The 23,448-nt window shown below is 52.2% G+C and carries 20 protein-coding genes; 12 read left to right on the forward strand and 8 right to left on the reverse strand.

The window, feature by feature from the left end:
* The first annotated feature begins 120 nt into the window (after positions 1-120).
* Entirely contained in the window at positions 121-1,845 is a 1,725-nt protein-coding gene (gene aceK, locus A1WG_RS10825; protein ID WP_001137256.1) for a bifunctional isocitrate dehydrogenase kinase/phosphatase, read from the forward strand.
* Positions 1,846-1,860: 15 nt separating this feature from the next.
* Here aceK and iclR read toward each other — a convergent pair whose 3' ends face one another.
* On the reverse strand, positions 1,861-2,685 hold the full coding sequence (gene iclR / locus A1WG_RS10820) for a glyoxylate bypass operon transcriptional repressor IclR (protein ID WP_000226393.1): 825 nt from the start codon (positions 2,683-2,685) through the stop codon (positions 1,861-1,863).
* 199 nt (positions 2,686-2,884) lie between these two features.
* Between iclR and metH the strand changes: the two genes are divergently transcribed.
* Positions 2,885-6,568, forward strand: coding sequence for a methionine synthase (gene metH, locus A1WG_RS10815; RefSeq protein WP_001517547.1), 3,684 nt, complete (start codon positions 2,885-2,887; stop codon positions 6,566-6,568).
* Between the two features lie 158 nt (positions 6,569-6,726).
* Positions 6,727-8,358 (forward strand): Na/Pi cotransporter family protein, encoded by a 1,632-nt coding sequence (locus tag A1WG_RS10810; RefSeq protein WP_001517548.1) that lies wholly within the window; start codon positions 6,727-6,729, stop codon positions 8,356-8,358.
* Between the two features lie 90 nt (positions 8,359-8,448).
* Here A1WG_RS10810 and pepE read toward each other — a convergent pair whose 3' ends face one another.
* Positions 8,449-9,138, reverse strand: coding sequence for a dipeptidase PepE (pepE, locus tag A1WG_RS10805; protein WP_001517549.1), 690 nt, complete (start codon positions 9,136-9,138; stop codon positions 8,449-8,451).
* A gap of 411 nt (positions 9,139-9,549) precedes the next feature.
* Between pepE and A1WG_RS25105 the strand changes: the two genes are divergently transcribed.
* Together A1WG_RS25105 and rluF are read left to right on the forward strand one after the other, a co-directional pair.
* The gene (locus tag A1WG_RS25105) at positions 9,550-9,687 is read left to right on the forward strand and encodes a CcdB family protein (protein ID WP_228929306.1); all 138 of its coding nucleotides are present in this window, start codon (positions 9,550-9,552) and stop codon (positions 9,685-9,687) included.
* Between the two features lie 88 nt (positions 9,688-9,775).
* Positions 9,776-10,648: a 23S rRNA pseudouridine(2604) synthase RluF gene (rluF, locus tag A1WG_RS10800; RefSeq protein WP_001517551.1), complete on the forward strand. Its 873-nt coding sequence runs from the start codon at positions 9,776-9,778 to the stop codon at positions 10,646-10,648.
* On the opposite strand, the gene A1WG_RS10795 is transcribed toward rluF, so the two are convergent.
* Positions 10,649-10,921, reverse strand: coding sequence for a YjbD family protein (locus A1WG_RS10795; protein WP_001207629.1), 273 nt, complete (start codon positions 10,919-10,921; stop codon positions 10,649-10,651). It lies immediately after the preceding gene.
* 304 nt (positions 10,922-11,225) lie between these two features.
* Here A1WG_RS10795 and A1WG_RS10790 point away from each other — a divergent pair, with 304 nt between their 5' ends.
* Entirely contained in the window at positions 11,226-12,014 is a 789-nt protein-coding gene (locus tag A1WG_RS10790; protein ID WP_016242570.1) for a nucleotidyltransferase domain-containing protein, read from the forward strand.
* A 37-nt stretch (positions 12,015-12,051) separates the two neighbouring features.
* Here A1WG_RS10790 and lysC read toward each other — a convergent pair whose 3' ends face one another.
* Positions 12,052-13,401, reverse strand: a complete 1,350-nt coding sequence (gene lysC, locus A1WG_RS10785; RefSeq protein WP_001517553.1) for a lysine-sensitive aspartokinase 3 — start codon at positions 13,399-13,401, stop codon at positions 12,052-12,054.
* A gap of 294 nt (positions 13,402-13,695) precedes the next feature.
* Between lysC and pgi the strand changes: the two genes are divergently transcribed.
* From pgi to A1WG_RS10760, 5 genes are all read left to right on the forward strand, one after another.
* Positions 13,696-15,345, forward strand: coding sequence for a glucose-6-phosphate isomerase (gene pgi, locus A1WG_RS10780; RefSeq protein WP_000790017.1), 1,650 nt, complete (start codon positions 13,696-13,698; stop codon positions 15,343-15,345).
* Between the two features lie 510 nt (positions 15,346-15,855).
* Positions 15,856-16,098 (forward strand): exopolysaccharide production protein YjbE, encoded by a 243-nt coding sequence (yjbE, locus tag A1WG_RS10775; protein WP_000757338.1) that lies wholly within the window; start codon positions 15,856-15,858, stop codon positions 16,096-16,098.
* Between the two features lie 113 nt (positions 16,099-16,211).
* Entirely contained in the window at positions 16,212-16,850 is a 639-nt protein-coding gene (locus tag A1WG_RS10770) for a YjbF family lipoprotein (RefSeq protein ID WP_001517554.1), read from the forward strand.
* Complete coding sequence (locus A1WG_RS10765; protein WP_001517555.1) at positions 16,847-17,584, forward strand: capsule biosynthesis GfcC family protein; 738 nt, start codon at positions 16,847-16,849, stop codon at positions 17,582-17,584. Before A1WG_RS10770 ends, A1WG_RS10765 begins: the two co-directional genes overlap by 4 nt.
* Positions 17,584-19,680: a YjbH domain-containing protein gene (locus A1WG_RS10760; protein ID WP_001517556.1), complete on the forward strand. Its 2,097-nt coding sequence runs from the start codon at positions 17,584-17,586 to the stop codon at positions 19,678-19,680. Before A1WG_RS10765 ends, A1WG_RS10760 begins: the two co-directional genes overlap by 1 nt.
* Positions 19,681-19,726: 46 nt before the next feature.
* On the opposite strand, the gene A1WG_RS0121850 is transcribed toward A1WG_RS10760, so the two are convergent.
* The gene (locus A1WG_RS0121850) at positions 19,727-20,005 is read right to left on the reverse strand and encodes a hypothetical protein (protein WP_000804022.1); all 279 of its coding nucleotides are present in this window, start codon (positions 20,003-20,005) and stop codon (positions 19,727-19,729) included.
* A 255-nt stretch (positions 20,006-20,260) separates the two neighbouring features.
* Here A1WG_RS0121850 and psiE point away from each other — a divergent pair, with 255 nt between their 5' ends.
* Positions 20,261-20,671: a phosphate-starvation-inducible protein PsiE gene (gene psiE, locus A1WG_RS10755; protein ID WP_000202902.1), complete on the forward strand. Its 411-nt coding sequence runs from the start codon at positions 20,261-20,263 to the stop codon at positions 20,669-20,671.
* A 94-nt stretch (positions 20,672-20,765) separates the two neighbouring features.
* On the opposite strand, the gene malG is transcribed toward psiE, so the two are convergent.
* From malG to A1WG_RS24975, 3 genes are all read right to left on the reverse strand, one after another.
* Entirely contained in the window at positions 20,766-21,656 is an 891-nt protein-coding gene (gene malG / locus A1WG_RS10750; RefSeq protein WP_001517563.1) for a maltose ABC transporter permease MalG, read from the reverse strand.
* A 14-nt stretch (positions 21,657-21,670) separates the two neighbouring features.
* Positions 21,671-23,215, reverse strand: a complete 1,545-nt coding sequence (malF, locus tag A1WG_RS10745; protein ID WP_001517565.1) for a maltose ABC transporter permease MalF — start codon at positions 23,213-23,215, stop codon at positions 21,671-21,673.
* 33 nt (positions 23,216-23,248) lie between these two features.
* Positions 23,249-23,448: hypothetical protein (locus tag A1WG_RS24975; RefSeq protein WP_222859133.1), on the reverse strand; the 200-nt coding region annotated here is incomplete at its 5' end.

Genomic DNA, 23,448 nt, shown 5'->3' on the forward strand with positions numbered 1-23,448 from the left:
CTACAAATGTTGCAGACGCGTAGGCCGGATAAGGCGTTTACGCCGCATCCGGCAATCAACGCCTGATGTGACGCTTGTGCGTCTTATCCGGCAATTCACAGCTCCCGATGAGGGCAACAAATGCCGCGTGGCCTGGAATTACTGATTGCACAAACAATTTTGCAGGGTTTCGACGCCCAGTATGGTCGATTCCTCGAAGTGACTTCCGGGGCGCAGCAGCGTTTCGAACAGGCCGACTGGCACGCTGTCCAGCAGGCGATGAAAAATCGTATCCATCTTTACGATCATCACGTGGGTCTGGTGGTGGAGCAGTTACGCTGCATTACCAACGGCCAAAGCACGAATGCGGCATTTTTACTGCACGTCAAAGAGCATTACACCCGGCTATTGCCGGACTACCCGCGCTTCGAGATTGCGGAGAGTTTTTTCAACTCCGTATACTGTCGGTTATTTGACCACCGCTCGCTTACTCCCGAGCGGCTTTTTATCTTTAGCTCCCAGCCGGAACGCCGCTTTCGTACCATTCCGCGCCCGCTGGCCAAAGACTTTTACCCCGATCACGGCTGGGAATCACTGCTGATGCGCGTTATTAGCGACTTGCCGCTACGCCTGTGCTGGCAGAATAAAAGCCGTGATATCAACTATATCATTCTTCATCTGACGGAAACGCTGGGGACAGATAACCTCGCTGAAAGTCATCTACAGGTGGCGAACGAACTGTTTTACCGTAATAAAGCCGCCTGGCTGGTGGGCAAACTGATAACGCCTTCCGGCACGTTGCCATTTTTGCTGCCGATCCACCAGACGGACGACGGCGAGTTGTTTATTGATACCTGCCTGACGACGACCGCCGAAGCGAGCATCGTCTTTGGCTTCGCGCGATCCTATTTTATGGTTTACGCGCCGCTGCCTGCCGCACTGGTCGAGTGGCTACGGGAGATTCTGCCGGGTAAAACTACCGCAGAACTGTATATGGCTATCGGTTGCCAGAAGCATGCCAAAACCGAAAGTTACCGTGAATATCTCGTTTATTTACAAGGATGTAATGAGCAGTTTATTGAAGCGCCGGGCATTCGTGGGATGGTCATGCTGGTGTTCACGCTGCCGGGCTTTGATCGGGTATTCAAAGTCATCAAAGACAAATTCGCCCCGCAGAAAGAGATGTCAGCGGCTCACGTCCGCGCCTGCTATCAACTGGTAAAAGAGCACGATCGCGTAGGAAGGATGGCGGATACCCAGGAGTTTGAAAACTTTGTACTGGAGAAGCGACATATTTCCCCGTCATTAATGGATTTGCTGCTTCAGGAAGCGCCAGAAAAAATCACCGATCTGGGCGAACAAATTGTGATTCGCCATCTCTATATCGAACGGCGGATGGTGCCTCTCAATATTTGGCTTGAACAGGTTGAGGGTCAGCAACTGCGTGATGCTATAGAAGAGTACGGCAACGCTATTCGCCAGCTTGCCGCCGCCAATATTTTCCCCGGTGATATGCTGTTTAAAAACTTTGGCGTCACCCGACACGGGCGCGTGGTGTTTTATGATTACGATGAAATTTGCTACATGACGGAAGTGAATTTCCGCGACATCCCACCGCCGCGCTACCCGGAAGACGAACTCGCCAGCGAACCGTGGTATAGCGTCTCGCCGGGCGATGTTTTCCCGGAAGAGTTCCGCCACTGGCTATGCGCCGACCCACGCATTGGTCCACTGTTCGAGGAAATGCACGCCGACCTGTTCCGCGCCGATTACTGGCGCGCTCTACAAAACCGCATCCGCGAAGGACATGTGGAAGATGTTTATGCATATCGGCGCAGACAGCGGTTTAGCGTGCGGTTTGTATAAATCAGAGGCGAAAAGTCACCGCATTCCACCATACGCCAGCGTCACTTCCTTCGCCGCTTTAATTACCATCGCGCCAAACTCAGTCACGCGGTCATCGGTAATACGTGAAATCGGCCCGGAAATTGAAATTGCGGCAAACGGTTCGCGGTGTTCATCGAAAATACACGCAGCCAGGCAACGCAGTCCCAGCGCATGTTCTTCATCATCAAATGAATAACCGCGTTTGCGTGTCTGCGCGAGGTCTTCTTTTAAATGCACAGGAGAAACCAGCGTCGCGTGGGTATAGGCATGTAACCCTTTGCGATGTAGCAGCTTTGTCACCTGTTCTTCACTCAGTTGAGCCAAAAAGGCTTTACCGGCACCGGAAGCATGCATCGGCAATTTACCGCCAATAGGGGCGGACATTCGCATCAGATGCGTACACTGCACCTGATCGATAATAATCGCCTCGTGATCGCTTTGATCGAGCACCGCCATATTGACCGTTTCGCCAGATTCTTCCATCAGATCGCGCAGTATAGGATGGACAATAGCTAACAAATTACGGCTCTGGAGAAAACTGCTACCGACCATAAATGCATGCGCGCCGATCGCCCAGTGACCCAGCTCACCGACCTGACGCACAAAGCCCTGTTGTTGCATAGTGGTTAGCAGACGGTGGGTGGTGGAATTGGGTAATCCGGCTTGCTGTGCCAGTTCGGTTAGTGCCACACTGCCATTGGATTCGGCAATCCACTCCAGTAATTTCAGGCCACGCGTTAAAGACTGAACCTGTCCAGTCGCGGGGGCGCTGGTTGCGGCAGGTTTTCTACCGCGTTTTGCGGGAATGGGTGCGACCATGACAGCCTCCTTTTTCTGTATCGTGGAAATCATTTTCATTTTTATTGTTAACTAATGCAACAGTTGCTGTACTGATCCGATGAGTTAATGTTGAACAAATCTCATGTTGCGTAGTGGTCGCTTTTACCACTGATGCGTTTGTGCCAGTATGGTTTGTTGAATTTTTATTAAATCTGGGTTGAGCGTGTCGGGAGCAAGTGTGAGCAGCAAAGTTGAACAACTGCGTGCGCAGTTAAATGAACGTATTCTGGTGCTGGACGGCGGTATGGGCACCATGATCCAGAATTATCGTCTGAACGAAGCCGATTTTCGCGGTGAGCGTTTTGCCGACTGGCCGTGCGATCTAAAAGGCAACAACGACCTGCTGGTGCTCAGTAAACCTGATGTGATTGCCGCGATCCACAACGCTTACTTTGAAGCGGGCGCGGATATCATCGAAACCAACACCTTCAACTCCACGACTATTGCGATGGCGGATTACCAGATGGAATCCCTGTCAGCAGAAATCAACTTTGCAGCAGCGAAACTGGCACGTGCCTGCGCTGACGAGTGGACCGTCCGCACGCCGGGGAAACCACGCTACGTTGCTGGTGTTCTCGGCCCAACCAATCGCACAGCATCTATTTCTCCGGATGTAAACGATCCGGCATTTCGCAATATCACCTTTGACCAACTGGTGGCGGCTTATCGTGAATCCACCAAAGCGCTGGTGGAAGGCGGTGTAGATCTGATTCTGATTGAAACTGTTTTCGACACTCTTAACGCGAAAGCGGCGGTCTTTGCGGTGAAAACCGAGTTTGAAGCGCTGGGTGTTGAGTTGCCGATTATGATTTCCGGCACCATTACCGACGCCTCCGGGCGCACGCTCTCCGGTCAGACAACCGAGGCATTTTACAACTCCCTGCGGCATGCCGAAGCGCTGACCTTTGGCCTCAACTGCGCACTGGGGCCAGACGAACTGCGTCAGTACGTGCAGGAACTTTCGCGTATTGCCGAATGCTACGTCACCGCGCACCCGAATGCCGGGCTGCCAAACGCCTTTGGTGAATACGATCTCGATGCTGACACAATGGCGAAACAGATTCGCGAATGGGCTGAATCGGGTTTCCTGAATATTGTCGGCGGCTGCTGTGGCACGACGCCACAACATATTGCTGCGATGAGCCGTGCAGTTGAAGGATTAGCACCGCGCAAACTGCCTGATATCCCCGTAGCCTGCCGTTTGTCCGGACTGGAGCCGCTGAACATTGGCGACGATAGTTTGTTTGTTAACGTTGGTGAACGAACTAATGTAACCGGTTCCGCTAAGTTCAAACGCCTGATCAAAGAAGAGAAATATAGCGAGGCGCTGGACGTGGCGCGTCAGCAGGTGGAAAACGGCGCGCAGATTATCGATATCAACATGGATGAAGGGATGCTCGACGCCGAAGCGGCGATGGTGCGTTTCCTCAGTCTGATTGCTGGCGAGCCGGATATCGCTCGCGTGCCGATTATGATCGATTCTTCGAAATGGGACGTCATCGAAAAAGGACTGAAGTGTATTCAGGGCAAAGGCATTGTTAACTCTATCTCGATGAAAGAGGGCGTTGAAACCTTTATCCATCATGCCAAATTATTACGCCGTTACGGTGCGGCGGTGGTGGTAATGGCCTTTGACGAACAGGGCCAGGCCGATACCCGCGCACGGAAAATCGAGATTTGCCGTCGGGCGTACAAAATCCTCACCGAGGAAGTCGGCTTCCCGCCGGAAGATATCATTTTCGACCCGAACATCTTCGCTGTCGCCACCGGGATTGAAGAGCATAACAATTACGCGCAGGATTTCATCGGCGCGTGCGAAGACATCAAACGCGAACTGCCGCACGCACTCATCTCCGGTGGCGTCTCCAACGTTTCCTTCTCGTTCCGTGGCAACGACCCGGTGCGCGAAGCTATTCACGCGGTGTTCCTCTACTACGCCATCCGTAACGGTATGGATATGGGGATCGTCAACGCCGGACAACTGGCGATTTACGACGATCTGCCTGCGGAACTGCGCGACGCGGTGGAAGATGTGATCCTTAACCGTCGCGACGATGGTACAGAGCGTTTACTGGAACTTGCCGAAAAATATCGCGGCAGTAAAACCGACGACACCGCCAACGCCCAACAGGCGGAGTGGCGCTCGTGGGACGTGAAGAAACGCCTGGAGTACTCGTTGGTCAAAGGCATTACTGAGTTTATCGAACAGGACACCGAAGAAGCTCGTCAACAAGCCGCTCGCCCGATTGAAGTGATTGAAGGGCCGCTGATGGACGGAATGAACGTCGTCGGTGACCTGTTTGGTGAAGGGAAAATGTTTTTGCCGCAGGTGGTGAAATCGGCACGCGTTATGAAGCAGGCGGTGGCGTATCTCGAACCGTATATTGAAGCCAGCAAAGAGCAGGGTAAAACCAACGGTAAGATGGTGATCGCCACCGTGAAGGGTGACGTGCACGATATCGGTAAAAATATTGTTGGTGTGGTGCTGCAATGTAACAACTATGAAATTGTTGATCTCGGCGTGATGGTGCCAGCGGAAAAAATCCTCCGCACTGCCAAAGAGGTGAATGCTGATTTGATTGGTCTTTCGGGGCTGATCACGCCGTCGCTGGACGAAATGGTCAACGTGGCGAAAGAGATGGAGCGTCAGGGCTTCACCATTCCGCTACTGATTGGCGGCGCGACTACCTCAAAAGCGCATACAGCGGTGAAAATCGAGCAAAACTACAGCGGCCCGACGGTTTACGTGCAAAACGCCTCGCGCACCGTTGGTGTTGTGGCGGCGCTGCTTTCCGACACTCAGCGTGACGACTTTGTCGCTCGTACCCGCAAAGAGTACGAAACCGTGCGTATTCAGCACGGGCGCAAGAAACCGCGCACGCCACCGGTCACGCTGGAAGCGGCGCGCGATAACGATTTCGCTTTTGACTGGCAGGCCTATACGCCGCCTGTAGCGCACCGTCTCGGCGTGCAGGAAGTCGAAGCCAGCATCGAAACGCTGCGTAACTATATCGACTGGACGCCGTTCTTTATGACCTGGTCGCTGGCCGGAAAGTATCCGCGCATTCTGGAAGATGAAGTGGTGGGCGAAGAGGCAAAACGCCTGTTTAAAGACGCTAACGACATGCTGGATAAATTAAGCGCTGAAAAATCGCTGAATCCGCGCGGCGTGGTTGGTCTGTTCCCGGCAAACCGGGTGGGTGACGACATTGAAATCTATCGTGATGAAACACGCACGCATGTGATTAATATCAGCCACCATCTGCGCCAACAGACGGAAAAAACCGGCTTTGCTAACTACTGCCTCGCTGATTTTGTGGCACCGAAACTCTCCGGCAAAGCGGATTACATCGGTGCATTTGCCGTAACTGGCGGGCTGGAAGAGGACGCGCTGGCTGATGCCTTCGAAGCGCAGCACGATGATTACAATAAAATCATGGTGAAAGCGCTTGCCGACCGTTTAGCCGAAGCCTTTGCAGAATATCTTCATGAGCGCGTGCGTAAAGTCTACTGGGGCTACGCGCCGAATGAAAATCTCAGCAACGAAGACCTGATCCGCGAAAACTATCAGGGCATCCGCCCGGCACCAGGATATCCGGCCTGCCCGGAACATACGGAAAAAGCCACCATCTGGGAGCTGCTGGAAGTGGAAAAACACACCGGCATGAAACTCACGGAATCTTTCGCTATGTGGCCTGGCGCATCAGTTTCGGGTTGGTACTTCAGCCATCCGGACAGCAAGTACTACGCAGTGGCACAAATTCAGCGCGATCAGGTTGAAGACTATGCCCGCCGTAAAGGTATGAGCGTTTCTGATGTTGAACGCTGGCTGGCGCCGAATCTGGGGTATGACGCGGACTGATTCACAAATCTGTCACTTTTCTTTACAACAAACAGGGCACTCACGGAGTGCCCTGTCTCTTTATTGATAGTAAACACATATACTGGACTTATATCAGACCGGAAAAGCGCTTCCGGAACTGTTTCAGGCACATATAACGATAAGGAGAACCTGAACTCGTGTTAACACTGCTTCACCTGCTTTCTGCCGTCGCCCTGCTGGTCTGGGGGACGCATATTGTTCGAACAGGCGTAATGCGTGTCTTTGGCGCACGACTGCGTACTGTCCTTAGCCGGAGCGTCGAAAAAAAGCCGCTCGCCTTCTGTGCGGGGATTGGCGTTACGGCACTGGTGCAGAGCAGTAATGCCACCACCATGCTGGTGACGTCGTTTGTTGCCCAGGATCTGGTTGCTCTCGCGCCTGCGCTGGTGATTGTGCTGGGGGCCGACGTCGGAACGGCGCTGATGGCGCGGGTTCTCACCTTCGATTTATCCTGGTTGTCGCCGCTACTTATTTTTATCGGCGTAATTTTTTTCCTCGGACGCAAGCAGTCGCGCGCCGGGCAACTGGGCCGCGTCGGTATTGGCCTTGGGTTGATTTTGCTGGCACTGGAGTTGATTGTGCAGGCCGTAACGCCGATCACCCAGGCGAACGGTGTTCAGGTGATCTTTGCCTCGCTGACCGGCGATATTCTGCTGGATGCGCTGATTGGCGCGATGTTCGCCATTATCAGCTACTCCAGCCTTGCCGCGGTACTGCTGACTGCGACTCTGACTGCTGCGGGCATTATCTCTTTCCCGGTGGCGCTCTGCCTGGTTATTGGCGCTAACCTTGGTTCCGGCTTGCTGGCGATGCTCAACAATAGCGCCGCTAATGCTGCCGCACGTCGTGTCGCGTTGGGCAGCCTGCTTTTTAAGCTGGTGGGGAGCCTGATTATCCTGCCGTTTGTCCACGTTCTGGCAGAATCAATGGATAAACTGCCTTTGCCGAAAGCGGAATTGGTTATCTATTTCCACGTCTTCTATAACCTTGTGCGCTGTCTGGCGATGCTGCCATTTGTCGACCCGATGGCACGGTTTTGCAAAACCATTATTCGCGATGAACCCGAACTGGATGCCCATCTGAAACCAAAACATCTGGATGTCAGCGCGCTGGATACGCCGACCCTTGCTCTGGCGAATGCCGCCCGTGAAACACTGCGCATCGGTGACGCGATGGAACAGATGATGGAAGGGCTGAATAAAGTGATGCACGGCGAACCGCGTGAAGAGAAGGAGTTGCGCAAGCTGGCGGATGATATCAACGTCCTCTACACCGCGATTAAACTTTATCTGGCGCGGATGCCAAAAGAAGAGTTGGCGGAAGAAGAATCACGTCGCTGGGCGGAGATTATCGAAATGGCGCTCAACCTTGAGCAGGCTTCCGATATTGTCGAGCGCATGGGCAGCGAAATTGCCGACAAATCACTGGCAGCACGGCGGGCGTTTTCGCTTGATGGGTTGAAGGAACTGGATGCGCTCTATGAGCAATTGCTCAGCAATTTAAAACTGGCAATGTCGGTGTTCTTCTCTGGCGATGTCACCAGCGCTCGCCGTTTACGTCGCAGTAAGCATCGCTTTCGCATTCTTAATCGCCGCTATTCCCATGCCCACGTCGATCGCCTGCATCAGCAAAACGTGCAGAGTATTGAAACCAGTTCGCTACATTTAGGTTTATTGGGAGATATGCAGCGTCTGAACTCGCTGTTTTGTTCGGTGGCTTACAGCGTACTGGAACAGCCAGATGAAGATGAGGGACGGGACGAGTATTAATATTGTGAATCCTGTAGGCCTGATAAGACGCGTTAAGCGTCGCATCAGGCACTATGTACAAGATGCCGGATCATGCATCCGGCAATTCACTTAAAAACGGTGACCCGCTTCCAGCGGCACGGCTTCTTCACCGGCCTTAAACACATAAGTGGTATTCGGGCCGCCAAGCGTAGCGTGACCTTTACTTACGGTGATCCAGTTACCTTCCGGCAGACCAATAATCGTCAGTTCTGGCGCTACCACCAGTAATTCGCGAATACGCTGCTCGCGCGTTTCACCTTTGTGACCTTCCGGCAGCGCGTTGGTGAAGTGCGGGTTGATTTGCAGCGGGAACAGATTCAGCGCATCGAAGCCCTGCGGATCGACAATCGGCATATCGTTGGTCGTGCGAATGGTTGGGCAAGCGAGGTTAGCGCCTGCGCTCCAGCCAATATACAGCGCGCCGCGTTTCACTACGTCAACAATCGGTGCCAGCAGACCGCGCACACGGCATTCTTTCAGTAACTGGAAAGTGTTGCCACCGCCGACAATCACGATCTCCGCATTTTCAATCGCGGCAACAGGATCGGCAATGCTATGAATACCGGTGACAGAAATGCCAAGTGGGGCAAGAACTGCGGCCGTTTTGGCGGTGTAATCATCCCAGGTTTGCGTTACGCCAGCGAAAGGAATAAACACCGCGGAACGGCGACCCTGCAACTGTTCAGCAATCAGCGGCAGCGCATGTTCCAGCCAGGCTTTTCCCGGCAGCGTCGAGTTACTCAATAAAAGCAGTTCCATTACTTCTCCGGTTAGTAAGAAATCACGGAAGGCATGCTACCACTGTGAATTTAACCGCTTACTGACATGGCTCACGATGTCGCGTATTGCTTCTGGAAAGCGTCTCGCAAGTTTGAATGTTCAGGCGTGACAGGTATTCGCAACAGCGGTATTTTCCGACAAATTTCTAAGGACACTGGAGGAAAAATGCTCGCTAATTACGCTACTTTTAGACAGAGTATGCGCATCATGATGGAGGGAATTATGCGCACAATGTCGAAGGTGAAAAAATCTGTCAATGTTTCGCTGCCCCCCGAGATTCTGGAAGAGGCACGTAAATCCTGTCGCTGATGTATTAAAGCATGCCATTGTTGTCCGGCGGTCAGACTTGCTCAGCTATCTGGCGGTAAACCACCTGTAAAAGTTTGTCCGGTGGTTTCAATTGCTGGCCTGGACCACATGGTGATGACAGGAATACCGCTAAAAGAGTTGGGAGAACGTATAGCTGATCTTAGTCAACAGCGAATCGAACTGCGTGATGCTATCGATTTTCTATTAAACGGCTATTAATGCTGGTACGTAACTTATCGTATTCCGCATAAATCCTGTTTTTCCTCGCTAAGAGGTAAGGTATATTCCGCGTTTCAGAGGAGAATTTATGCTGCCCGACTCATCAGTCCGTTTAAATAAATACATCAGCGAAAGCGGAATTTGCTCACGCCGCGAAGCGGATCGCTATATCGAGCAAGGCAATGTGTTCCTTAATGGCAAGCGTGCCACCATTGGCGATCAGGTAAAGCCCGGTGACGTTGTAAAAGTAAACGGTCAGTTGATCGAGCCGCGGGAAGCCGAAGATTTAGTGCTTATCGCCCTGAATAAGCCCGTGGGCATTGTCAGCACTACGGAAGATGGCGAGCGCGATAACATCGTCGATTTCGTCAATCACAGCAAGCGCGTGTTCCCGATTGGTCGCCTGGATAAAGACTCCCAGGGGCTGATTTTCCTCACTAATCACGGCGATCTGGTCAATAAGATCCTTCGTGCTGGCAACGACCATGAAAAAGAATATCTGGTGACGGTCGATAAACCGATTACCGAGGAGTTTATTCGCAGCATGAGTGCGGGGGTGCCAATCCTCGGGACAGTGACCAAAAAGTGCAAAGTTAAAAAAGAAGCGCCGTTTGTCTTTCGTATTACCCTGGTGCAAGGGTTGAACCGTCAGATCCGTCGTATGTGTGAACATTTTGGCTACGAAGTGAAAAAGCTGGAACGTACGCGCATTATGAACGTCAGCTTAAGCGGCATTCCGCTGGGTGAATGGCGTGATTTAACCGACGATGAGCTTATCGATCTCTTTAAACTCATTGAAAATTCCTCTTCCGAGGCGAAGCCCAAAGCGAAGGCCAAACCGAAAACGGCAGGCATCAAACGCCCGGTGGTGAAGGTGGAGAAAACAGCGGAAAAAGGTGGCCGCCCGGCATCAAACGGCAAGCGTTTCGCCTCGCCGGGGCGGAAGAAAAAAGGTCGTTAATCAGCGTTTGCCACGCGTCGACGTATTTGCCGACCAACTGAATGACGCTTCAGGATCCGGTTTATAAGCCTGCTTTTTCTTCAACTGGCGGGCTTTTTTCGCTTCAGCCTCACGCTCAACCATTAATTTATCGATGTACTCTTTCTTAATGCTGTTGGTTTCGGCGTTGGTCAGCACGCGGCCATGTGCAATACGCGCTCGATCCAGCAGCGTCTTCAGTTCGCGCTGTTCACGCTCAGTCATCTCTTTTTGAGTAATGCGGGGGAGTGCCATGATGGTGCCCTCTGTTAATCGGATAGCTCAGTGTACGGGAATTCATTTGCGAGCAGAACCGATAAGATTCATTTGCGTTCTCTTTTATTTTTATGTTTTTAGCTAATTAGCGATAAATACATATAAAAATTTAACGGAAATAATTCACTGGTAACTGTTCAAATTTAATTAATCTTTTATTATTCAAGGTGTTAAATCTTAGGGTCCATTTCTGGCTCGTTTCTCGCAATAACGCTATCGCATTGATAACATTTCTGTTTTCAGTGGTCTGGCGCGGGTTAGTTAATATCAAAGGATGAGTCAAATGCCATTAAATGGAGTCAGTGCTGTGATGCGTGAACGGGTATCGCAGCAGTTAAAGGAAATTGAATGGCGGTATGGCGTGAAAGTGCTGTACGCCTGCGAATCGGGGAGTCGCGGCTGGGGATTTGCCTCGCCAGACAGCGATTACGATGTGCGTTTTTTGTATGTTCACCCGCTGGAATGGTATCTGCGGGTAGAGTCACCACGCGATGTTATCGAACTGCCCATCGACGACGAGCTGGATGTTTCAGGTTGGGAGTGGCGCAAGGCGCTGGGATTATTGAAAGGCGCGAACCCGACGCTGATTGAATGGCTGGATTCGCCGGTGGTCTATCAGCAGGATGAAGAAACGATAACGGCGCTTAAGGCGATGGTGCCGAAGTGGTTTTCTCCGCTACGTGCGCGCTGGCATTACTATTCGATGGCGCAGAAAAACTTCCGCGGCTATTTGCAGGCCGACGAAGTTCGGCTGAAAAAATATTTTTACGTGCTGCGCCCGCTGCTGGCCGTGCGCTGGGTCGAAGCGGGTAAAGGCGTACCGCCAATGCGCTTTGCTGAGTTACTGGCGGGAAGTGAGTTGGATGCGGCCTTACGTGCAGAAATAGATGAATTGCTGGAACGTAAACAGCGCGCGGGAGAAGCGGAATATGGACCGCGCCGTCCATTGCTACATGCGTTTATTCGTGCGGAACTGGCGCGCGGGGAAATTCCACCAGTGTTACCGGACAGCAGGGAAGGCGATGTCAGGGAGTTGGATCGTCTGTTGATGACGACAGTGATGGGGAAATAAACACGGCCCGGGGCATATCATCCGGGCCGTACTGTTTTTACTCAAACAAATTACTATGCAGTTTCTGCACCACCTGATCGGCGTCTGCGCCTGGCACCAGGAAGCACAGGTTATGGCTGGAAGCGCCGTAGCAAATCATGCGGATGTTGAACGGTTCCAGTACGCCAAAGACCTCTTTGCCGACGCCGCAGGCTTTTGACAGGTCGTTACCAATCAGTGCCACCAGCGCCAGGCCTTCTTCCACTTCTACCCGGCACAGTGCCGAAAGCTCCATCAGTAAGGATTGCGTCAGCAACGTATCGCCGGTAGATGTTGATCCGGTAGTGTCGAGAGTTAACGCCACGCTTACTTCTGACGTCGTAATTAAATCCACCGAAATATTATGTCGCGCGAGGATGCCGAAAACCTCCGCGAGGAAGCCGCGGGAATGCAGCATATTCAGGCTATGTAGGGTTAATAGCGTTTGTTTACGGCGCAGGGCCAGGGCGCGGAATAGCGGTGGATTTTCGGTGGTATTACACACCAGCGTACCGCCAGCGCGCGGATCTTTGCTGGAGCCGACAAATACCGGAATATCGCTGCGTACTGCAGGCAACAACGTTGCCGGATGCAGCACTTTCGCGCCAAAGGTCGCCATTTCAGCGGCCTCTTCAAAAGCAATTTCATCTATGCGTTTTGCTGCGGGCACCACGCGCGGATCGGTAGTGTAGATACCGGGGACGTCAGTCCAGATATCCACACGAGATGCGTGTAAAGCTTCCGCCAGCAAGGCTGCCGTATAATCGCTGCCGCCACGACCAAGTGTTGTGGTACGGCCTTTACTTTCTCTGCCAATAAATCCCTGAGTGATGATTAAACTTTCACTGAGTCGTGGGGCCAACTGCAACGCAGCCAGTTCCGCCAGTGCAGTAACATCCGGCTCCGCACGGCCAAATCGGTCATTGGTACGCATCACTTTACGCACATCAAACCACTGTGCCTGAACATTGCGTTCGCGCAGGATCTCAACAAACAGCAGAGTAGACATCAGCTCGCCGTGGCTGACCAGTTCATCTGTTAACGCCGGAGAGGTTGCCAGTGCCGCTGCTTCGGCCAGAATGGTAATGTTCTCCAGTAGACGTTCAATCTCTTCACGGACGACGTTCGGGTAACGCAGGCGTTCCAGAATAGCGAACTGAATATTGCGAATGGCATCGAGTTTTTCGAAACGCTCAGCCGGTTCCAGACCTTCGGCTAGTGCTACCAGCAGATTGGTGATCCCTGCGGAAGCGGAAAGCACAACTAAACGCACATTCACATCAGAAAGCACAATGTCAGCGCTGCGGTTCATGGCGTCGAAATCAGCCACGCTAGTACCACCAAATTTGGAGACAACAATATCGGGCATAACAACCTCGTGTCAGGGAATGAAAGAAGCGACCATGGCACAAAGGCAAAACAGAAACCGGTGCAGGCGCAGACCGTATTTATAAATAAAAGGTGTAGCGGAGTGTGTCAACGCTGGGATTATGCGGATTATTCATGCAGCGCTGGTGGCCAGAAATTGTGCTTATAACAGCTATACTGTTTTATCCATTTCGGCGGTTGAACGAGCTAAAGACACTAAAACCATCACATTTTTCTGTGACTGGCGCTACAATCTTCCACAGTCACAATTCTCAATATCAGAAGAGTATTGCTAATGAAAAATATCAATCCAACGCAGACCGCTGCCTGGCAGGCACTACAGAAACACTTCGATGAAATGAAAGACGTTACGATCGCTGAGCTTTTTGCTAAAGACGGCGATCGTTTTTCTAAGTTCTCCGCAACCTTCGACGATCAGATGCTGGTGGATTACTCCAAAAACCGCATCACCGAAGAGACGCTGGCGAAATTACAGGATCTGGCGAAAGAGTGCGATCTGGCTGGCGCGATTAAGTCGATGTTCTCTGGCGAGAAGATCAACCGTACCGAAAACCGCGCTGTACTGCACGTGGCGCTGCGTAACCGTAGCAATACGCCGATTCTGGTTGATGGCAAAGACGTGATGCCGGAAGTCAACGCGGTGCTGGAGAAGATGAAAACCTTCTCGGAAGCGATTATTTCTGGTGAGTGGAAAGGTTATACCGGTAAGGCAATCACTGACGTGGTAAACATCGGTATCGGTGGTTCTGACCTTGGTCCGTACATGGTGACTGAAGCGCTGCGCCCGTACAAAAACCACCTGAACATGCACTTCGTTTCTAACGTCGATGGGACTCACATCGCAGAAGTACTGAAAAAAGTGAATCCGGAAACCACCCTGTTCCTGGTGGCGTCTAAAACCTTCACTACTCAGGAAACTATGACCAACGCCCACAGTGCGCGTGACTGGTTCCTGAAAGCGGCTGGCGATGAGAAGCACGTTGCGAAACACTTTGCGGCGCTCTCCACCAACGCGAAAGCTGTTGGCGAGTTTGGTATTGATACTGCTAACATGTTCGAGTTCTGGGATTGGGTCGGCGGTCGTTACTCTCTGTGGTCAGCGATTGGTCTGTCGATTGTTCTCTCCATCGGTTTTGATAACTTCGTTGAACTGCTTTCCGGTGCACACGCCATGGACAAGCATTTCTCCACTACTCCGGCAGAGAAAAACCTGCCTGTACTGCTGGCGCTGATCGGCATCTGGTACAACAATTTCTTTGGCGCGGAAACTGAAGCGATTCTGCCATACGACCAGTATATGCACCGTTTTGCGGCGTACTTCCAGCAGGGCAATATGGAATCCAACGGTAAGTACGTTGACCGTAACGGTAACGTGGTGGATTACCAGACTGGCCCGATTATTTGGGGTGAACCAGGTACGAATGGTCAGCACGCGTTCTACCAGTTGATTCACCAGGGAACCAAAATGGTGCCGTGCGATTTCATCGCCCCGGCTATCACCCATAACCCGCTCTCTGATCACCACCAGAAACTGCTGTCTAACTTCTTCGCTCAGACCGAAGCTCTGGCGTTTGGTAAATCCCGCGAAGTGGTTGAGCAGGAATACCGTGATCAGGGTAAAGATCCGGCGACGCTCGATTATGTTGTGCCGTTCAAAGTGTTCGAAGGCAACCGCCCGACCAACTCCATTCTGCTGCGCGAAATCACCCCGTTCAGTCTGGGTGCCTTGATTGCGCTGTATGAGCACAAAATCTTTACTCAGGGCGTGATCCTGAACATCTTCACCTTTGACCAGTGGGGCGTAGAGCTGGGTAAACAACTGGCGAACCGCATTCTGCCGGAGCTGAAAGATGATAAAGAAATCAGCAGCCACGATAGCTCGACCAATGGTCTGATTAACCGCTATAAAGCGTGGCGCGGTTAATCATCGTGCATTTCTGATGCCGATATGTAGGCCGGATAAGGCGTTCACGCCGCATCCGGCAACCGGTGCCTGATGCGACGCGGTCGCGTCTTATCAGGCCTACAGGTCGATGCCGATATGTACATCGCATTCGGCAATTAATACATAGCTCGATTGACTAAATAGCCTTAAAAACAATGCCGACTATAAGTCGGCATTGTTTTATCAGATAAATCCCCTTGCCGGTGATTTAACGAAAATCATACCGTGAGGTTAATCCTAAAATATATTTTTAGCCTGTGTTAATTTCAGAAAATACGCAGGGGATTTATTTTTATATTTATTTTAACTGAATGATTTAACTGATTGTTTTCATATTATAAAAATATATAGTTGATATTCATTCCAATTATCCTAAAACCCCTTCACTAATTCCCCGCGGCGTAATTCGTATGCTTTAGTTGTGTATACTCGATCCCGCCCGAAATGTTTTTGGGTAAATCTCCATTCATTCAATGAAGGGAAATTATTATGAAAAAAGTTCTGTATGGCATTTTTGCCATATCTGCGCTTGCGGTGACTTCTGCGTGGGCTGCACCTGTACAGGTGGGCGAAGCGGCAGGGTCAGCAGCAACGTCGGTTTCAGCGGGTAGTTCCTCTGCGACCAGCGTCAGCACCGTAAGCTCGGCGGTGGGCGTCGCGCTCGCGGCAACCGGTGGCGGTGATGGTTCTAATACCGGGACCACAACAACCACGACCACCAGTACTCAGTAATAAAGTATGTATCCCCAAAATAATTCGAGTCATCGCATCTGTGGCTTGAGGTATGAAGGGATTTACCATAACCACACTCCGGTGTGGTTATTCTGCCCCTCTGGAGAAGAGTCGTGAAGCGACCTGCACTCATTCTTATCTGCCTGTTATTACAGGCCTGTTCAGCCACTACTCAAGAACTGGGCAACTCACTGTGGGACAGCCTGTTCGGTACGCCGGGCGTTCAGCTTACGGACGATGATATTCAAAATATGCCCTACGCCAGCCAGTATATGCAGCTTAATGGCGGTCCACAGTTATTTGTCGTTTTGGCCTTCGCTGAAGACGGACAACAAAAATGGGTTACTCAGGATCAGGCCACCCTCGTTACGCAACATGGTCGTCTGGTGAAAACCCTGCTCGGTGGCGACAACCTGATTGAAGTAAATAATCTTGCTGCCGATCCGCTGACCAAACCCGCACAAATCGTTGATGGCACAACCTGGACTCGCACGATGGGCTGGACCGAGTACCAGCAGGTGCGCTACGCCACAGCTCGTTCAGTCTTTAAATGGGATGGTACTGACACCGTCAAAGTCGGCAGCGATGAAACCCCGGTTCGCGTGCTGGATGAAGAAGTCTCCACCGATCAGGCGTGCTGGCATAACCGTTACTGGATCGACAGCGAAGGACAAATTCGCCAGTCGGAACAGTATCTCGGTGCAGATTATTTCCCGGTGAAAACCACGCTCATCAAGGCAGCAAAACAATGATTAAACAAACAATTGCAGCGTTGCTTTTGAGCGTAGGGATGTCATCGGTCTTGGCGGCGGGAACCGTCAAGGTGTTTAGCAATGGTAGTCGCGAGGCAAAAACGCTGACGGGCGCAGAGTATTTAATCGATCTGGTGGGGCAACCACGACTGGCAAATAGCTGGTGGCCCGGTGCGGTGATTAGCGAAGAGCTGGCAACGGCGGCGGCATTGCGTCAACAGCAGGCGTTGCTGGCACGACTGGCGGCGTTGGCCGCAGATTCCAGCGGTGATGATGCCGCCGCCATTAACACCTTACGCCAGCAAATTCAGGCGTTGAAAGTGACGGGCAGGCAAAAAATCAATCTTGATCCCGATATGGTGCGCGTTGCCGAACGCGGTAACCCGCCGTTGCAGGGCAACTACACGCTGTGGGTCGGATCTCCGCCGTCAACGGTCACGTTGTTTGGGCTTATTAGTCGTCCAGGCAATCAGCCATTTACCCCAGGTCGTGACGTGGCGAGTTACCTCTCCGGTCAGAACCTGCTTAGTGGCGCGGATTGCAGCTACGCATGGGTTATTTATCCAGACGGTCGCACGCAAAAAGCGCCGGTGGCTTACTGGAACAAGCGTCACGTAGAGCCGATGCCCGGCAGCATTATTTATGTTGGCCTGGCGGACTCCGTCTGGAGTAAGACGCCAGACGCCCTGAACGCCGACATTCTTCAGATTCTGACGCAGCGGATACCCCAATAATGAAAAAAAGACATCTGCTTAGCGTACTGGCGCTGGGCATTAGCGCGGCCTGCTACGGCGAAACGTATCCTGCGCCTATCGGGCCGTCGCAATCAGATTTCGGCGGCGTCGGTTTGTTGCAAACGCCCACCGCCCGTATGGCGCGGGAAGGGGAGCTTAGTCTCAACTACCGCGATAATGATCAGTACCGTTATTACTCAGCTTCAGTGCAACTCTTCCCGTGGCTGGAAACGACGCTGCGCTATACCGACGTGCGTACCAGACAGTACAGCAGCGTCGAAGCGTTCTCTGGCGACCAAACGTATAAAGATAAAGCCTTCGATCTTAAACTGCGTTTGTGGGAAGAGAGTTACTGGATGCCGCAGGTGGCTGTTGGCGCGCGGGATATCGGCGGTACGGGGCTGTTTGATGCGGAATATCTGGTCGCCAGCAAAGCCTGGGGGCCGTTCGATTTCACACTCGGCCTGGGTTGGGGATATCTGGGCACCAGCGGTAACGTGAAAAATCCGCTCTGTTCAGCCAGTGACAAATATTGCTATCGCGATAACAGCTATAAACAGGCGGGTTCTATCGACGGCAGCCAGATGTTCCACGGCCCGGCCTCGCTGTTTGGGGGAGTGGAATACCAGACGCCCTGGCAGCCGCTGCGCCTGAAACTGGAGTATGAAGGCAATAATTATCAGCAGGATTTTGCTGGGAAGCTGGAGCAAAAAAGTAAGTTTAACGTCGGGGCGATTTATCGCGTTACCGATTGGGCCGACGTTAACCTTAGCTATGAACGTGGCAACACCTTTATGTTTGGCGTCACGCTGCGCACCAACTTTAACGATCTGCGCCCGTCGTACAACGATAACGCCCGACCGCAATACCAGCCGCAGCCGCAGGATGCCATTTTGCAGCATTCGGTGGTGGCGAATCAGTTAACGCTGTTGAAATACAACGCCGGGCTTGCCGATCCGCAGATCCAGGTGAAAGGCGATACGCTGTATGTTACCGGCGAGCAGGTGAAATATCGCGATTCGCGCGAAGGGATCATTCGTGCTAATCGGATCGTGATGAACGATCTGCCGGATGGGATCCGCATGATCCGTATAACGGAAAATCGGCTTAATATGCCGCAGGTGACCACCGAAACGGATGTCGCCAGCCTGAAAAATCATCTTGCCGGAGAGCCGCTGGGTCATGAAACAACGTTGGCGCAAAAACGCGTCGAACCGGTGGTGCCGAAGTCCACTGAACAAGGCTGGTATTTTGACAAATCGCGCTTTGATTTCCATATCGATCCAGTACTGAATCAGTCAGTTGGTGGCCCGGAAAATTTCTATATGTACCAGCTTGGCGTGATGGGGACGGCGGATTTGTGGTTAACGGATCATCTGCTGACTACCGGCAGCCTGTTTGCTAACCTGGCGAATAACTACGACAAGTTTAACTACACTAACCCGCCGCAGGACTCCCATCTGCCGCGTGTGCGTACTCATGTTCGTGAATATGTGCAGAACGATGTTTACGTCAATAACCTGCAAGCCAACTACTTCCAGCATCTGGGCAACGGCTTCTATGGCCAGGTCTACGGCGGCTATCTCGAAACCATGTTTGGCGGTGCGGGGGCAGAAGTGTTGTATCGTCCGCTGGATAGCAACTGGGCGTTTGGGCTGGATGCTAACTATGTGAAACAGCGCGACTGGCGTAGCGCGAAAGATATGATGAAGTTTACCGATTACAGCGTGAAAACCGGACATCTGACCGCGTACTGGACGCCATCTTTCGCCCAGGATGTGTTAGTCAAAGCGAGCGTCGGGCAGTATCTGGCAGGGGATAAAGGCGGTACGCTGGAGATTGCCAAACGTTTTGATAGCGGCGTGGTGGTGGGTGGCTATGCCACGATCACTAACGTTTCGAAAGAGGAGTACGGGGAAGGGGATTTCACCAAAGGCGTGTATGTCTCTGTACCGCTGGATCTCTTCTCGTCCGGCCCGACCCGCAGTCGTGCGGCAATTGGTTGGACACCGCTGACGCGCGACGGTGGTCAGCAACTTGGGCGTAAGTTCCAGTTGTATGATATGACCAGCGATCGTAGCGTAAATTTCCGTTAAGTCATGGGAAAGGTGCCAGCTTTCGCAATCACTGGCACCCTCATTCTTAATGGCCTGTCGAGCCATCAGGAACGCAGTTCACCCCCGGTTTACGATCTGGTGTGTAAAGGCGAAAACATTCTGTCTTCCTGTCCGTCGATATAGGTTGCAGGTCTGGTTGCCTGAGCGACTGAGCCATCATTGGGCTGGAGACATTGCTTTGCGGAAGGTCGGCTTTATCAGCAGTACCGAGCGGACCGGCAAAAGCAGGAAGAACAGAGACTGATAACAACAAAGCAGCAAAATAAGGCTTCATTTTTACCACCTTTATCAGGTTAGGTTTCATTTGTTCCAGAGGAACATTGTCGATTTTTCGCGCTTTGTTGGTGGCTGGGAATCACCTGAATGGGTGATTTTTTGGGGCGCGTGTCTTGCCGGAGGCACAGTCAGGCGCGGTTTATCCGGCCTGCGGGGAGCCGCATCCGGCGCTGGCGGGAGGAGCCATCTAAATCCAGGTTGAACAAAACATACACAAAAAATATAGATCTCCGTCACATTTTTACGTTATACAGGAAGCTCGCCACTGAGTTGGAGGGCTGTTATGACGTCGCTATCTCGTCCCCGCGTGGAGTTTATCTCCACTATTTTGCAGACCGTACTCAATCTTGGCCTGTTGTGCCTGGGCTTGATTCTGGTTGTCTTTCTCGGCAAAGAAACGGTGCATCTGGCTGATGTGCTGTTCGCACCAGAACAAACCAGCAAATATGAGCTGGTGGAAGGGCTGGTGGTTTACTTTCTCTATTTCGAATTTATCGCCCTGATTGTGAAGTATTTTCAGTCCGGATTTCACTTTCCCTTACGTTACTTTGTCTATATCGGGATCACCGCCATTGTGCGCTTGATCATCGTCGATCATAAATCGCCACTGGATGTGTTGATCTACTCTGCAGCGATCCTGTTACTGGTGATCACTCTATGGCTGTGTAATTCGAAACGGCTGAAGCGGGAGTAAAAAAGAGGCGCTCCGAAGAGCGCCGAATAACAGTCACAAGTTAGGATAACGTAAGTTGAGGGTGCAGCGGCATAACATTGGCATAACAACATCTTTAACCTTTCACACCACCCGCCGTCAGGCCGTTGACCAGCCAGCGTTGAGCCAGCAAGAAGACGAGGGTGATCGGTAATGCAGACATCACAGCAGCGGCAGCAAAGTCACCCCACAGGTAGTTTTGTGGGTTGAGGTATTGCTGCATACCCACGGCCAGGGTGTAACTGTTCACATCACGCAGTAACAGCGACGCGACCGGAACTTCAGTAATAGCAGCGATAAATGACAGGATGAACACCACTGCCAGAATCGGTACTGACAGCGGCAGCAGGACGAGGCGGAAGGCCTGCCACGGCGTCGCGCCATCCAGCGCCGCCGCTTCTTCCAGCGAGCCATCGATAGTTTCGAAATAACCTTTGATCGTCCAGACGTGCAGCGCAATCCCCCCCAGGTAAGCAAAGATAACGCCGCCGTGGGTATTCAGGCCGATGAACGGAATGTACTCACCCAGGCGGTCAAATAACGCATACAACGCGACCAGTGAGAGTACCGCCGGGAACATCTGGAAAATCAGCATCCCTTTCAGCAGCGTCGCTTTGCCAGGGAAGCGCATACGGGCGAAGGCGTAGGCGCAGGTAGTGGAGAGCGCCACAATACCAATCGCAGAAATCCCCGCGACTTTCACCGAGTTCCACAGCCACAGCAGTACCGGGAACGGCGGTGGCGTAACGCGACCATCCGCCTGTTCAACGCTAAAACCTAACGCCAGTTTCCAGTGATCCCACGAGATTTGCTCCGGGATCAGGCTGCCGGTCGCGAAGTTCCCCTGGCGCAGCGAGATGGCGACGACCATTAGCAGCGGGAACATTATCGCCGCGATAAAAAGTAGCAGTAGCAGGTGAGTAATAAATAAACGTGCTTTTTGCGATTTTGGTTGGACCATTGCCATTTTTGTTATCTCCCTTAATCAAACTTCATTCGCGTGGCTTTCAGGTTCACTATCGCCAACGCACCCACCAGCAGGAAGATCAGCGTGGCAATCGCTGCCGCCAGACCGAAGTCCTGACCACCGCCGCCTTCAAAGGCGATACGGTAGGTGTAGTTAACGAGCAGGTCGGTATAACCGGCTGGTGTGGTGGTGCCAAGACGATCCGGGCCGCCATTGGTCAACAGTTGAATCAGTACGAAGTTGTTAAAGTTAAAGGCGAAGCTGGCGATCATCAGCGGTGTTAGCGGCTTGATCAGCAGCGGCAGCGTGATTTTAAAGAAGTTCTGGAATGGGCCTGCGCCATCCATCGCAGAGGCTTCATACAGATCGTCTGGAATCGCTTTCAGCAAGCCCATGCAGAGGATCATCATGTACGGATAACCCAGCCAGGTGTTGACGATAATCAGCATCGTCCGCGCAGTGGTTGGATCGCTGAACCAGGCGGGCTTCACGCCAAACAGTGCGCTCAACATCATGTTGATTTCACCGAAGCTCTGGTTGAACAACCCTTTGAAAATCAAAATTGAAATAAATGAGGGGACGGCGTAGGGCAGAATCAGCAGTACGCGGTAGATAGCTTTGCCGCGCAACGCTTCCCATTGCACCAGACAAGCCAGCACCATGCCGACTGCCACCGTTAAAAAGACAGTGATCAGTGAGAACATCACGGTCCAGACGAAAATCGCGAGGAACGGTTTCTGAATGCCTTCGTCGGTGAAGACGCGGGTAAAGTTTTTCCAGCCGGTGGTTACGGTATAACCCGGACTTAACTTTTCGTCGCCCCAGTTGCCGTCGGCGGTAATGGACTGGTAAAAGCCTGTCTGGTCATTCGGGCGATACTTTACACCACTCTGGTTATTGGTCAGCGTACCATCATCGCCCAGCGTGTAGAGCGGCTGCGTACCGGAGAACTGGCGCAGGGAGCTCATCATCACTTTGTTGTCATCCGGGAGAATGGCGGTAATGTTGCTCAGTGCCTGACGATTTTGGGTAATCACGCGCAGATTTGCGCGCTCGCCTTCAGGCAGTGTGGCGCTTTCTTTCAACTGTAGCTTTTGCTCGCCGCCAAATTTAAAGGCGTCGGAGAGATAATTCTTGCCGGTTTCACCATCGGTAAGCGCCAGTTGCCACTCATCACCTGCCGGATAAAGACCGAAGTTATAGGTTTTTCCCGCTTGCCAGGAACGATCCAACAGAACTTCCTGGGCGCGTTCAAAAGTAAGCTGGTTGGTGCTGCTGTAGTTGGTGAAGGCGATGGCGATGGTGCAGACCAGAGGGAAGAGGACGAATAAGCCCATTCCGGCCATTCCCGGATAGACATAGCGCCAGGCATAGGCTTTACGGTTGGCGAAAATATACAGCCCCGCTGAACTCAAAATCAGCGTGGTAATGGCGAACAGGTATTCCCCTTGTGCGTACATTAAAACTACAAGGTAACCCACCAGCAGGCCAAGCAGACCTAACACTGACCATTTCAGCGCGTCGCTTTGCCACCAATGTTTCTTTTTAATGACATCCATGGGGTTCTTCCTCATTCCAGGACGGATAAATGATTACACCGCATCCGGCAACAACTGCCTGATGCGACGCTGGCGCGTCTTATCAGGCCTACATACGTTTCGTTTTTTCGGTCGGATAAGGCGTTTACGCCGCATCCGGCAATCAATGCCTGATGCGACGCTGAGGCGTCTTATCAGGCCTACATAGGTTTCGTTTTTTCGGTCGGATAAGGCGTTTACGCCGCATCCGGCAA

Source organism: Escherichia sp. KTE96, from assembly GCF_000408525.1.
Lineage (GTDB): Bacteria > Pseudomonadota > Gammaproteobacteria > Enterobacterales > Enterobacteriaceae > Escherichia > Escherichia marmotae.

Bases quoted from the DNA above. Each gene is read 5' to 3' on its own strand.
- aceK (WP_001137256.1), top strand. From the start codon at position 121: ATGCCGCGTGGCCTGGAATTACTGATTGCACAAACAATTTTGCAGGGT.
- iclR (WP_000226393.1), bottom strand. From the start codon at position 2,685: ATGGTCGCACCCATTCCCGCAAAACGCGGTAGAAAACCTGCCGCAACC.
- pepE (WP_001517549.1), bottom strand. From the start codon at position 9,138: ATGGAACTGCTTTTATTGAGTAACTCGACGCTGCCGGGAAAAGCCTGG.
- rluF (WP_001517551.1), top strand. From the start codon at position 9,776: ATGCTGCCCGACTCATCAGTCCGTTTAAATAAATACATCAGCGAAAGC.
- A1WG_RS10795 (WP_001207629.1), bottom strand. From the start codon at position 10,921: ATGGCACTCCCCCGCATTACTCAAAAAGAGATGACTGAGCGTGAACAG.
- A1WG_RS10790 (WP_016242570.1), top strand. From the start codon at position 11,226: ATGCCATTAAATGGAGTCAGTGCTGTGATGCGTGAACGGGTATCGCAG.
- lysC (WP_001517553.1), bottom strand. From the start codon at position 13,401: ATGCCCGATATTGTTGTCTCCAAATTTGGTGGTACTAGCGTGGCTGAT.
- pgi (WP_000790017.1), top strand. From the start codon at position 13,696: ATGAAAAATATCAATCCAACGCAGACCGCTGCCTGGCAGGCACTACAG.
- yjbE (WP_000757338.1), top strand. From the start codon at position 15,856: ATGAAAAAAGTTCTGTATGGCATTTTTGCCATATCTGCGCTTGCGGTG.
- A1WG_RS10765 (WP_001517555.1), top strand. From the start codon at position 16,847: ATGATTAAACAAACAATTGCAGCGTTGCTTTTGAGCGTAGGGATGTCA.
- A1WG_RS10760 (WP_001517556.1), top strand. From the start codon at position 17,584: ATGAAAAAAAGACATCTGCTTAGCGTACTGGCGCTGGGCATTAGCGCG.
- A1WG_RS0121850 (WP_000804022.1), bottom strand. From the start codon at position 20,005: ATGAAACCTAACCTGATAAAGGTGGTAAAAATGAAGCCTTATTTTGCT.
- psiE (WP_000202902.1), top strand. From the start codon at position 20,261: ATGACGTCGCTATCTCGTCCCCGCGTGGAGTTTATCTCCACTATTTTG.
- malG (WP_001517563.1), bottom strand. From the start codon at position 21,656: ATGGCAATGGTCCAACCAAAATCGCAAAAAGCACGTTTATTTATTACT.
- malF (WP_001517565.1), bottom strand. From the start codon at position 23,215: ATGGATGTCATTAAAAAGAAACATTGGTGGCAAAGCGACGCGCTGAAA.